Below are 12376 nucleotides of genomic sequence, written 5' to 3'. Positions count from 1 at the left end.
GATTGCGCGCGACTGCTTCGGCATCAAACGTGCCGCGCCGCGCTGTATTCGATTGGCTTTTAGGGGAGGTTTCGGCCGCGACCGGCAAGCTTGTCCTGAGGATGAAGCATAGCCGATCGCGGAAGAGCCTTGGGAGGCATTGCGTGGTCCGCCGCAGGGCTGGGACGCGGGGCTTCACTAGCCCGGTGGCATCGGCGCGTCGATACACACTAAAGTGACCCATGCGTTGGATTTTGTTATGAACGAAAGTCGCGGCGGTCATTTTGCGCGCCGGCTTCAGCTCTGTTATGGCTGTCGGGGCAGAAAACGAAACCGAAGCGAAAGCACTCGCACAATGTTCCTGAGCGACCGTCAAACCGAAATCGTCGACATGGCCAAGTCGAAAGGCCGGATTTTCGTCGAGGATCTCGCCGCGCATTTCTCCGTGACGCCGCAGACCATCCGCAAGGACCTCAACGACATCTGCGATGCCCAGATACTGACCCGCGTGCATGGCGGCGCGGTGTTCCCAAGCGGGACGGAGAACGTCAAATACGAGGCGCGGCGCCAGATCGCGTCGAGCGAGAAGCAGGCCATCGGCGTGGCCGCCGCAAGTCTCATTCCCAACAATGCATCGCTGTTCATCAACATCGGCACGACCACCGAGGCGGTCGGCGAAGCTCTCATCAATCATCATGAGCTGATGGTGATCACCAACAACATCAACGTCGCCAACCGGCTGAGGTTGCTGCCGGCCATCGAGGTGGTGATTGCCGGGGGCGTCGTTCGCAGCGCCGATGGCGGCATCGTCGGTGAGGCGGCCGTCGACTTCATCCGGCAATTCAAGGTCGATTACGCCGTGATCGGAGCCTCCGCGATCGATGAGGATGGCGCGCTTCTCGACTATGATTTCCGTGAAGTGAAGGTGGCGCAGGCGATCATCGCCAATGCGCGCCATGTCATCCTGGTGGCCGACTCCACCAAGTTCGAGCGCACCGCGCCGGTCAGAATTGCCCAGCTTTCCCAGGTTCATACCTTCATCACCGATCACTGCCCGGTTCCATCGGTGCGGCAATTCTGTCTTGAAAACGACGTGCGGCTGGTCGAAACGCAAAGGCAGTCGCAGACCGAACTGGCGTGAGACGCTTTCCGTTATTCGCCTTCAAGGATGACCGTTGCCCATGAGCCTAGAGACCGTCCGCGCATTTTTCAGCGCATCCGCTCCCGATATCGAGATCATCGAAACCGAGCTGAGTTCAGCGACCGTTGCTGAGGCGGCTGAAGCGCATGGGGTCGATCCGGCGCAAATCGCCAAGACGATCTGCCTGCGGCTCGGCGACGAACCGATCCTCGTGGTCGCGGGCGGTATGGCGCGGCTCGACAATCGCAAGTTCAAGGATACGTTCGGCACCAAGGCGCGGCTGCTGAATGCCGAGGAGGTCGTCGAGGCGACCAGCCATCCGGTCGGCGGCGTCTGCCCGTTCGGGCTTCCATCGCCGCTGCGCATCTATTGCGATGTGTCCTTGAAGCAGTTCGACGAGGTCGTTCCTGCCGCGGGATCGACGAATTCGGCCGTCAGGATCGCGACGGATCGCCTGGCGGAACTGACCAAGGCCACCTGGATCGACGTCTGCCAGTAGGTCGATGCACGAACAATTGAACGAGATTGAACGCAAGGCTTAAAACACGGAAAAAGAAACCTATATAAGGGGTCGACAATTAACTGTTGCCATGTGGGAGACTTCAGGATGCCTCGTTCCGTTTCACGTTTTGCCAAGGTCGCGGCCATCGCCGCCCTGACAGGCGTTACCGTATTTGCTTCCATCGGGGATGCGGATGCGCGGCGGGCAGGTAGCTCCGGTTTCGGCAGCCGCGGCACACGCACGTTCCAAGCACCGCCGGTCACCAGCACGGCGCCGTCTCCCGCCGCGCCCATGCAGCGTTCTATGACCCAACGTCCTGAAACCAACGCCCCCGCCGCGACGCAGCCGGCCGGCGGGTTTCAGCGTGGCGGTCTCTTCGGTGGCTTCGGCCGGTCGATGATTGGTGGTCTTGTCGCCGGCGGCCTGCTCGGCATGCTGCTCGGCCAGGGGTTCGGCGGCGGCTTCGGCTTCCTCGGCATGCTCCTGCAGGTCGCGCTGATCGGCGGCGCCATCATGCTCGCCGTCCGTTTCTTCGCCAACCGTCGCCGGCAGCCAGCTTATGGCGCAGCCGCTCCAGGCGGCGTCAGCCCGATGGCATCGAACGGCAACTCGTCCTTCCGTATCCCGACCATCGGCTCGGGCGCGGCCGGCTTTGGCCTGGGCGGCTCGCATGCCGCGCCGCAGCCGCCACGCAACAATCAGCCGAGCGATGAAATCGGTATCGAGCAGGACGACCTCGACCGGTTCGAGCAGCTCCTGACCGAGGTTCAGACGGCCTACGGCGTCGAGGATTACGGCACGTTGCGCAAGTTGACCACGCCGGAAGCCATGTCCTATCTCGCCGAGGAACTGGGCGAGAACGCCACGAACGGTGTCCGCAACCAGGTCAGCGACGTCAAGCTCCTGCAGGGCGATGTCGCCGAAGCCTGGCGTGAAGACGGTTCCGATTACGCCACGCTTGCAATGCGCTACCAGTCGATCGACGCGCTCGTCGAGCGCGATGGCGGCCGGGTGGTCAGTGGCGACATGCGTTCGCCCACGCAAAGCACCGAAGTCTGGACCTTCGTGCGCAAGTCCGGTACCGATTGGAAGCTGGCGGCCATTCAGGGCACGGAACAGCGCGCCGCCTGATATCAACTTGGTTAAAGCCCTGCCTCAGCCCTCCTGGGCTGTGGCAGGCACGACCCAGAGCGGTCGATCTTCGCGCCGCGGCGCGGAAATTGTTGGAGCGGCCTCTTCTTCGGTCAGGAGGCCGTCTTCGTTTTCGCTGACATCGACTTCGTAGGCATAGTCGTAAAGCATCTCGCAGGCGCGCTCGCTGGCCTTGATCTTGGCTTCGGTTTCGCTGATCGCCGAGGCGATCGCCTTGACCCGGGCGCGCAGCATGGAGCCGAGAATATCGGTCGAGGGGCGTTTTTCCAGCCGTTCCAGGTGATGCTCGATACGCGCGGCATGGCGCTCCAGTTCGCGCTTGGAGAAGCGTGCCTTGCGCATGTCTTCGGACAGATCGTCCCGCATTCTCGCAAGCGGGTCGAAGCTGCCGGGTTCACGCTCATCCAGCGTCAGCTCGTTGACGAGTTTCTCGATGACGATCAGCGCCTGCAGATCGACGGGATCGGCGAGTTCGACATCATAACCGGTATCGTCGAATACCTTGCGGCGAACTGGGTCCAGCAGCAGTTCGTAGGCCTTCTGCACCCGCCCGAACGCGTTCGGATCGCCACCGGAATCCGGATGCGTCGTCTTCGCGCGCCTGCGGTAGGCCGATTTGATCTGGTCGTCGCTCGCGTCCCTGCGGACACCGAGAATCTCGTATGGATTGGTCACTGTCCCTCCGCTGCTGCCGGACATCGTCATGACACCCGTGAAGGGCATTCGTCTATCAATGTCGTTCTTCTACCATCACTGGGGCGGAGTTTGGACAAAAGAATGCATAAGTTTGCGTGAATGCCCGGATTGGCTGAAGGCATCCACTGCCTATCCACAGCTTGATGACGCGCGTCTGATTGCCACGTCTTTTTCACGCGGAAATCAGTCCGATAGGAAAATCGGATGTCGCATGAATGCTTAATCGATATAATCGCGACACTTGCGTTGACGCTGTCAGTCAAATCGAGTTCTATCCGCCACCTTCTTGTGCCAGCCATTCTGGCGGGGAGCTTCGGAGGAGGGTTTCGTGCGTATTATCAAATCGATAGCGGATCTAAGGGCTTGTCTCGCGGTCTATCGGCGTGACGGCAGGAAGATCGGTTTGGTGCCGACAATGGGCTTTCTGCATGTCGGCCACATGGAACTTGTCTCGCGTGCCAAGGCGCGAAACGACGTCACCGTGGTCTCGATCTTCGTCAATCCGCTGCAGTTCGGCGCGAACGAGGATCTTGCGCGTTATCCGCGCGATCTTGAGCGGGATGCGGCGCTGCTGGAGAATGCCGGCGTCGATTTTCTTTTCGCGCCCGAGGTGACGGACATGTATCCACGCCCGATGCTGACCGTTGTCGACGTGCCCGACATCGGCCGGCAGCTGGAGGGCGAGGTGCGCCCGGGGCATTTTGCCGGGGTCGCCACAGTCGTCACCAAACTTTTCAACATCGTCCAGCCACATGCGGCCTATTTCGGCGAGAAGGACTACCAGCAGGTGGTGCTGATCAAGCGGATGGTCGAGGATCTCGCGCAACCGGTCGACGTGATCGCGGTGCCGACGGTGCGCGAGGCCGATGGCCTGGCTTGCTCCTCCCGAAATGTCTATCTGAGCGAGAAGGAGCGTGCGGCGGCGGTCATCGTACCGCGAACGCTCGACGAGGCTGCGCGGCTTTACGCCGAGGGGTGCGATGATCCCGCGCAATTGGAAGCGGCGTTGGCGCTTTTCGTGGCATCCGAACCGCTCGCCACCGCCGAGGTTGTTGCCGTCAGGCATCCGGAGACGCTCGAACCGCTCACCTCGCTGCAATCCGGGCCTGCGCTCGTGGCGCTTTTCGTGCGCATCGGCAACACGCGCCTGCTCGATAACCGCGTCATCGGCCTGAACCCGACTGCGCGGTCGAGGGCCAGATGATGAGTGCCCAGGGCAAGCAAAAGCGGCTGACCACGGCCTCGATCCGGTCGATGAAGGGCGGCGGTCGTATCGTCTGTCTCACGGCCTACACGACGCCGATCGCGCGCCTGCTCGACCCGCATTGCGATCTGCTCCTGGTCGGCGATTCCCTCGGCATGGTGCTTTACGGCATGGAGACGACGGTCGGCGTCACGCTCGACATGATGATCGCCCATGGCCGCGCGGTCATGCGCGGAACGTCGCACGCCTGCGTCATCGTCGACCTGCCATTCGGCAGCTATCAGGAATCCAAGGAGCAGGCCTACCGCAACGCCGTCCGCATCCTGCAGGAAACGGGATGCGACGGCGTCAAGCTAGAGGGTGGTGAGGAGATGGCCGAAACCATCGCCTTCCTGACATCGCGCGGCGTGCCCGTCTTTGCCCATGTCGGGCTGATGCCGCAACTGGTCAACACGGCCGGCGGCTTCCGCTCACTGGGGCATTCCGAGCAGGAGGCGGCGAAGATCCGTCGCGATGCGGCGGCGGTCGCCGATGCCGGCGCCTTCGCCGTCGTCATCGAGGGAACGGTCGAGCCGCTGGCGCGCGAGATCACCGCCTCGCTGGCGATCCCCACCGTCGGCATTGGCGCGTCTGTCGCCTGTGACGGTCAGGTGCTGGTTTCGGACGACATGCTGGGCCTGTTCAGCGATTTCAAGCCACGTTTCGTCAAGCGCTTCGCCGACCTGAGCCCTCTCGTGTCACAAGCCGTAGAGGCCTACGCTGAAGACGTGCGTGCCGGTCGCTTTCCGGGTGCCGAACACACCTTCCAGCCGCGCAAGTAAACGCCAGCGTCATTGATACGTAAGCGCGATGTTTGGTCACGCGCCTTTCGTGGAAATTGCATCTTTTTGGAAGTACGCTACAGTCAGCTGGCTTCACATCAAAGTTGCGACCGGCTGATATCGATGGTCGGCGCCTCTTCTTGAAGTGGTGACGGTACTATGTCGATCCCGACGTATTCGCGGCGGTGGAAAGATTTCTAGGAGTGATTTGATTGCTGCAACCTCCGGCCGTCGGCCGACAGGTCCGCAGCGCCGATAAGGCCTACTCAGCTTGTGTCAGTTATGGAATTCGGGGGAACTCCTAAAATGCACATCAAGACGTTCAGCCTGCTTCTCTTATGCCTCTCGTTAGCCTCCTGCCAAAAGCAGGGCGGTGAGCCCGCCGAAATCACCATTCCTGTTCGCGCCGAACCGGTCGCCCTTCAGGATTTCCGCTACAGCATCAAGCTTACCGGCGCGATCGCCGCGCATGTCGAGTCCAATCTCTCGTTCCGCGTCAGCGGCAAGGTCACCGAGTGGACCGCCGATGTCGGTGCGCATGTGACCGCCGGGCAGGTGATCGCGCGGGTCGATCCGCAGCAGCAGAAAGCCGATGTGGAGGCCGCGCAGGCCGCGCTTGTCGCCGCGCAAGCCGACGTCGAGCAGGCGACTTCGGAGTTCGAACGGCGCAAGACGCTGCTCGCCAGCGGTTCGATCTCCAAGGAATCCTATGATCAGGCGGCAACCGCGCTCGATACATCCAAGGGCTCGCTCGACAACGCCAAGGCGCAGCTCGGAACGGCACAGGATTCTCTCGGCTATACCGAGCTGAAGACGGATGCGGATGGCATCATCACCGCCCGCAATGTCGAGGTCGGGCAGGTCATGCAGGCGGCGCAGACCGCGTTTACCCTGGCGCAGGACGGGCCGCGCGACGCGGTGTTCTATATCTACGAGACGTTGCTGCAATCGAAACCCGACAGTCCCAGAATCGAGGTGGCGCTCGTCAGCGATCCCAATGTCACGGCCTTTGGCAAGGTCAGCGAGATATCGCCGACGATCGATACGTCCACCGGCACCGTGCGCGTCAAGATCACGCTGGAAGAGACGCCGCCGAGGATGACGCTGGGTGCGCCGGTGACCGGCTTCGCGCAATCGGCGCCGACGAAAATGATCATCCTGCCTTGGACGGCGTTGTTTGCCATCGACGGCAACCCCGCTGTCTGGGTGATCGATACGAAGGATGAAACCGCCAGTTTGAAGCCGGTCAAGGTCGCGACGTACGAGACCGGCCGCGTGATCATATCGGGCGGGCTCGATGTCGGCGAAATAGTCGTCACCGACGGTGGCAAGATGTTGCGACCGGGCCAGAAGGTGACGGTTGAGGGAGGGCAGAGCTGATGTGGCGGTCGTCTATCCCGAAGCTTCTTGTCATCCCCATGATTATCGCGCTTGGCGCCTGCAGCGAAGAACAGGAGACCGCTCCACCGATAAGGCCGGTCCTGTCGAGCATCATGGAGCTCACGAATTTGCCGACGCCAAGCTTTGCCGGAACGGTCGCGCCGAAGACGGAGACGCCGCTGGGCTTTCGCGTCGGTGGCTTGATGGTGGCGCGCGACGTGAATACGGGCGATGTCGTGACCAAGGGCGAGCTTCTCGCGTCACTGGAGCCGACGGCGCTGGAGCTTGCCGTCCGGTCGGCGCAGGCCGAGCTTGCCAACGCGCAGGCGCAACTCGCCAATGCGCGATCCACCGAGGAACGTGCCCGCGCGACGTTCCAGAGCGGAACGGCGACCAAATCCAGTCTCGAGAGCAGCGTCCAGGCGACCCAGACCGCGCAATCGGCCGTGGTTCAGGCGCAGACGGCGCTCGACAAGTCGAACGAGGATCTCTCGTACGCGCAGCTTCTCGCGACCTTCGACGGGATTGTGACCGCCACGTCCGTCGAGGTGGGTCAGGTGGTGTCGGCCGGCGAATCCGTGCTGACGGTCGCCATGCCGGGAGAGCGCGATGCGGTCGTCGACATTCCCGAAGGGGAGCTGATACCCGCAATGGGCGACGCCTATTCCATCCTGTTGCAGATCAATCCATCGATCACGTCGATGGGTGTCGTGCGCGAGGTGGCGCCAACGGCCGATGCTGCGACCCGTACGCGCCGTGTCAAGATCGCCCTTCAATCCCCGCCCGACGCCTTCAGGATAGGCACGACCATCACGGCTATCAGGCAGGCTCGCGATATCAAGAAGCTCTTCCTGCCGGCTTCGGCGATCCTCAATCAGGATGGCAAGACCCTGGTCTGGGTGGTGGATGAGAAACAAGAGATCGTTCGATCCCAGGAGGTGAGGCTTCGCGACAAGACGTCGGCGCATCCGGAGGTCATCTCGGGCCTGGAGCCGGGGACGCGCGTCGTCATCGCCGGCGTCCATAGCCTGAAAGAGGGGCAGAAGATCAAGGTCGAGGGTGGTGCGCGCTCATGAACAAGTTCAACCTCTCCGACTGGGCGCTCGAACACCGGTCGATGATCTGGTACTTCATGATCGTCTTCGCGCTGTTGGGCATTTTCTCCTACATGAACCTCGGGCGCGAGGAAGATCCGAACTTCACGATCAAGACGATGACGATCTCGACCCAGTGGCCCGGAGCTTCCGCCGAGGAGACCACGCGGCAGGTGACTGAACGCATCGAGCGCAAGCTTGAGGAGCTGGATTCACTCGACTACACCAACTCGCTGACGATCGCGGGCCAGACGACCGTGTTCGTCTACCTCAAGGATTCCACCAAGGCGCGCGATGTGCCGGGGATCTGGGTCGACGTTCGCAACATGATCAGCGATATCGAGGGGCAGTTTCCCTCGGGTGTGCAACCGCCGACGTTCAACGACCGCTTTGGCGACGTTTTCGGAAACATCTACGCCTTCACCGCCGATGGCTTCACGCAGCGCCAGCTGCGCGACTATGTCGAGAGCGTGCGTCGCAGTATCCTCACCGTTCCCAATGTCGGGAAGGTCGATCTCGTCGGCGCGCAGGACGAGGTGATCTTCCTCGAGTTTTCGACGCGCCAGCTCGCCGCGCTCGGCATCAGCCAGGCCGATGTGCTCAACACGTTGCAATCGCAGAACGCGATCACGCCGTCGGGCGTGCTGCAGGCGCAGGGCGAGCGTGTCAGCCTTCGTGTCAGCGGCCAGTTCACCTCGGAAGACAGCCTTCGCAGCGTCAACTTGCAGGTCAACAACCGCTTCTTCCGGCTGAGCGACATCGCGACCATCACGCGCGGCTACACCGATCCCCCGACAGCGCTCTTTCGCGTCAACGGCATGCCCGCGATCGCGCTCGCCATCGGCATGAAGCAGGGCGCCAATCTGCTGGAGTTCGGCAAGGCGCTGCAGACCGAGCTGCGCAAGGTGCACGCGACGCTGCCGATCGGCATCGAGCCGCATCTGGTCGCCGACCAGCCCGTTATCGTCAAGGAGGCGGTGTCGGGCTTCACGCGGGCTCTGGCGGAAGCGATCGTCATCGTGCTTCTGGTGAGCTTCGTCAGTCTCGGCTGGCGGGCGGGGCTGGTCGTCGCCTTCGCGATCCCGCTGACCTTGGCGATCACCTTCGTCTTCATGGAATATGACGGCATCTCGCTGCAGCGAATCTCGCTCGGCGCGCTGATCATCGCGCTTGGCTTGCTTGTCGATGACGCCATGATCGCCGTGGAAATGATGGTCGCCCGACTTGAAGCCGGAGACCCGATCACCAAGGCGGCGACTTACGTCTATTCGCATACGGCCTTCCCGATGTTGACGGGAACCCTGGTGACCGTCTCGAGCTTCATGCCCGTCGGCCTCAACAACAGCGCGGCCGGCGAGTTCACCTTCTCGCTCTTCGTGGTGATCGCGGTGTCGCTGATCGTGTCGTGGATCGTGGCGGTGGTGTTCGCGCCGCTGCTCGGGGTGACGATCCTGCCGAAGACGATGAAGCGGCACGAGGAGAAGAGCGGTTGGTTCGCCAACGGCTTCGCGCGGCTGCTCGATCTGTGCATGCGGTTCCGCTGGATCACCATCGTGTTCACCGTCATCGCCTTTGCTTGCGCGGTCTACGGCATGCGCTTCGTCCAGGAGCAGTTCTTCCCCTCGTCCGACCGACTGGAACTGATCGTCGATTTCTCGTTGCCCAACAACGCCTCGATCAACGAAACCGACCAGCAGATGGCGCAGTTCGAGAAGGAGAAGCTGCAAGGCAATCCCGACATCGAGCGCTGGTCCACCTATGTCGGGCAGGGCGCGCAGCGCTTCGTTCTGTCTTTCGACGTGCAGCCGCCGAGCCCGTCTTTCGGCCAGGTGGTGATCATCACCAAGAGCCTGGAGGTGCGCGACAAGCTGCGGGTGGATCTTCAGGAGTATCTTACCAAGACCTTCGTCGGCACCGACGCCTATGTGAAGCTGCTCGACATCGGCCCGCCCGTCGGTCGCCCTGTCGCCTACCGTCTCAGCGGTCCTGATATCGAAGGGGTCCGCCAGCGCGCGCTGGAACTCGGCGCGGTCATGAGCCAGAATCGGTCACTTGGCGATGTGGTCTACGACTGGAACGAGCCGCAGCGTGTCGTGAAGGTCGATGTTCTCCAGGACAAGGCGCGGCAGCTCGGCGTTACCTCGGAGGATATCGCGTCGGCGCTGAACGGTATTGTCGGTGGTGCGTCGGTGACGCAGGTGCGCGACGATATTTATCTAATCACCGTCCTGGCGCGCGCCCAGGCATCCGAGCGGCGGTCGATCGAGACGCTGCGCGACCTGCAGCTGCGCACCAGCAATGGCAACTCCGTTCCCTTGGCGGCGATCGCGAACTTCCGCTACGAGACCGAGCCGCCACGGATCTGGCGCCGCGACCGCCTGCCGACCGTCACCGTCAAGGCCGCCGTCATCGACAACAAGCAGCCGGCGACGGTGGTCGATCAGCTGGCCAAGGACATCAACGCCTACTCCGCCCAGCTGCCGACCGGCTTTACGCTTGAAGTGGGTGGCAGCGTGGAGCAGAGCGCCAAGAGCCAGGCGCCGATCGCCGCGGTGGTGCCGATGATGCTGTTCACGATGGCGACGATCCTGATGATCCAGCTGCAAAGCTTCTCGCGGTTGTTTCTGGTCTTCGCCGTGGCGCCTCTCGCCCTGATCGGCGTCGTGATCGCGCTTCTGTCGAGCGGCGCACCGATGGGTTTCGTGGCGATCCTTGGCATTCTAGCTCTGATCGGCATCCTGATCCGAAATTCGGTGATCCTCGTCGTGCAGGTCGAGGAACTCCGACGAGAGGGGCATCATCCCTGGGATGCGGTACGAGAGGCGACGCAACATCGCATGCGACCGATCTTGCTCACGGCGGCGGCGGCGAGCCTTGCGCTTATTCCCATCTCCCGCGAGGTGTTCTGGGGGCCGATGGCCTATGCCATGATGGGCGGCATCATCGTCGGCACGGTGCTGACGCTGCTTTTCCTGCCCGCGCTCTATCTCGCCTGGTTCCGGATCAAGCGACCGGACGGCGAACATGTTCCGGAAAAGGAAGCGACTGGAGGCGCGGGCTGATCAGGCCCGCAGCCAGTCCGTGATGCCGCGCGCGGCGGCGCGCCCGGTCGCGAAGCATGCGGTCAAAAGATAGCCGCCGGTCGGGGCTTCCCAATCGATCATCTCGCCGGCGACGAACAGGCCGGGGCGCCGCTTCAGCATGTAATGCTCGTCGATCTCGTCCCAATCAATGCCGCCTGCCGATGAAATGGCCTCGGCGATCGGGCGCGGGGCCACGACCGAGATCGGTAGCGCCTTGATAAGCCGTGCCAGCCGTGCCGGGTCGCGCAGGTCTGCATCGCCGCCGCACTCGCGAACGAGGTTCGCCTTGACGCCATCGAGGCCGGCGCCTTTGCGCAGCCGGCTTGCGAGGCTCGCCTTGGCGTCCTGCTTCGCAAGATCGCCTTCGATCCGCTCCAGCGCGCGACCGGGCATCAGGTCGACGGAAAGTGTGGTGGGCTGCCCTGACGTCAGCGCGTCTCGCAATGCCGCGGCATGGGCGTAAACCAGGCTGCCCTCGATGCCGTGTTGCGTGACCACGAACTCGCCCTGCGACGATCCCGCCGACGAGGTCGCCACCACGGACTTTATCGCGGCGCCGGCGAAGCGCTCGCGAAACACCCCGCTCCAGTTGACGTCGAAACCGCAGTTGGCCGGTTGGAAATCGTGAACGGCAATCGCTTCATTCCGCAACCAGTCGATCCAACGACCGTCCGATCCAAGGCGCGGCCAACTCTGGCCGCCAAGCGCCAGAAGGGCGGCATCGGGCCGGGCAACATGGTTGCCCTCAGGCGTTTCGAACGCATACCCGCCGTCTGAAAAGCCTTGCCAGCGGTGTCTCGTCCGTATCGTCACCCCTTGCGCGTCCAGCCGCCGTATCCACGCGCGCAACAGAGGCGATGCCTTCATCGCCACGGGAAAGACGCGTCCGGAGGTTCCGACGAAGGTCTCGGTATCCAGGGTCGCGGTCCATTGCCTGATGTCATCAGGGCGGAAAGCGTCGAGCGCGCCGCGCAGGCGACCGTTCGCGCTGCCAAAGCGTGTCGCAAAGCGCTGATAGTCTTCCGAATGGGTGATGTTGAGGCCCGATTTTCCCGCAAGCAGAAATTTGCGCGCGACCGTCGGCATGGCCTCGTAGACGGTGACCCGATGCCCGGCTGAAGACATAATCTCCGCCGCCATAAGACCCGCCGGCCCGCCGCCAATGATGGCTACCTCTTTGTCCGACATACATTCGCCCGCAATTGAACTCGCGAGCCCGTCATGACGCGTACGATGGATATGCGCAACCCCGACAAAGCGGAACCGCGTACAATCACATCAGATCTGGGTGGTGAACAGATCGAGCTTACCTGCCGGCGAAGCC

Annotated in this window: 10 protein-coding genes; 8 read left to right on the top strand and 2 right to left on the bottom strand. The window is 62.6% G+C overall.

All coding sequences use genetic code 11. From position 1 onward, the window contains the following. The first annotated feature begins 334 nt into the window (after window positions 1–334). The 3 genes from GGQ67_RS01735 to GGQ67_RS01725 all read left to right on the top strand — a co-directional run bounded on the left by GGQ67_RS01735 (window position 335) and on the right by GGQ67_RS01725 (window position 2753). A complete protein-coding gene (locus tag GGQ67_RS01735; protein ID WP_183898448.1) occupies window positions 335–1120 on the top strand; it encodes a DeoR/GlpR family DNA-binding transcription regulator in 786 nt (261 codons plus the stop codon). Window positions 1121–1160: 40 nt separating this feature from the next. Beyond that, window positions 1161–1619 carry a YbaK/EbsC family protein gene (locus GGQ67_RS01730; protein WP_183898447.1) on the top strand — a complete coding sequence of 153 codons (459 nt, stop codon included), beginning with the start codon at window positions 1161–1163 and terminating at the stop codon, window positions 1617–1619. 108 nt (window positions 1620–1727) lie between these two features. After that, the gene (locus GGQ67_RS01725; protein WP_183898446.1) at window positions 1728–2753 is read left to right on the top strand and encodes a Tim44 domain-containing protein; all 1026 of its coding nucleotides are present in this window, start codon (window positions 1728–1730) and stop codon (window positions 2751–2753) included. 24 nt (window positions 2754–2777) lie between these two features. Here the strand turns inward: GGQ67_RS01725 and GGQ67_RS01720 are convergent, their stop codons facing one another. After that, window positions 2778–3449, bottom strand: a complete 672-nt coding sequence (locus GGQ67_RS01720; RefSeq protein WP_183898445.1) for a J domain-containing protein — start codon at window positions 3447–3449, stop codon at window positions 2778–2780. A 349-nt stretch (window positions 3450–3798) separates the two neighbouring features. Here GGQ67_RS01720 and panC point away from each other — a divergent pair, with 349 nt between their 5' ends. From panC to GGQ67_RS01695, 5 genes are all read left to right on the top strand, one after another. Continuing rightward, window positions 3799–4674: a pantoate--beta-alanine ligase gene (gene panC / locus GGQ67_RS01715; RefSeq protein WP_183898444.1), complete on the top strand. Its 876-nt coding sequence runs from the start codon at window positions 3799–3801 to the stop codon at window positions 4672–4674. Then, complete coding sequence (gene panB, locus GGQ67_RS01710; protein WP_183898858.1) at window positions 4674–5495, top strand: 3-methyl-2-oxobutanoate hydroxymethyltransferase; 822 nt, start codon at window positions 4674–4676, stop codon at window positions 5493–5495. The genes panC and panB overlap by 1 nt, the downstream gene beginning before the upstream one ends. A gap of 306 nt (window positions 5496–5801) precedes the next feature. Next, entirely contained in the window at window positions 5802–6875 is a 1074-nt protein-coding gene (locus tag GGQ67_RS01705; RefSeq protein WP_183898443.1) for an efflux RND transporter periplasmic adaptor subunit, read from the top strand. Next, window positions 6875–7951, top strand: coding sequence for an efflux RND transporter periplasmic adaptor subunit (locus GGQ67_RS01700; RefSeq protein ID WP_183898442.1), 1077 nt, complete (start codon window positions 6875–6877; stop codon window positions 7949–7951). The genes GGQ67_RS01705 and GGQ67_RS01700 overlap by 1 nt, the downstream gene beginning before the upstream one ends. Further along, window positions 7948–11031, top strand: coding sequence for an efflux RND transporter permease subunit (locus GGQ67_RS01695; RefSeq protein WP_183898441.1), 3084 nt, complete (start codon window positions 7948–7950; stop codon window positions 11029–11031). Before GGQ67_RS01700 ends, GGQ67_RS01695 begins: the two co-directional genes overlap by 4 nt. On the opposite strand, the gene GGQ67_RS01690 is transcribed toward GGQ67_RS01695, so the two are convergent. Further along, the gene (locus GGQ67_RS01690; RefSeq protein WP_183898440.1) at window positions 11032–12240 is read right to left on the bottom strand and encodes a TIGR03862 family flavoprotein; all 1209 of its coding nucleotides are present in this window, start codon (window positions 12238–12240) and stop codon (window positions 11032–11034) included. Window positions 12241–12376: the final 136 nt, after the last annotated feature.

The sequence above is a fragment of the Rhizobium metallidurans genome, assembly GCF_014196505.1.
GTDB lineage: Bacteria > Pseudomonadota > Alphaproteobacteria > Rhizobiales > Rhizobiaceae > Rhizobium > Rhizobium metallidurans.
The sequence above is the reverse complement of the archived record's forward strand: the minus strand, read 5'-3'. Positions and strand labels throughout refer to the sequence as shown.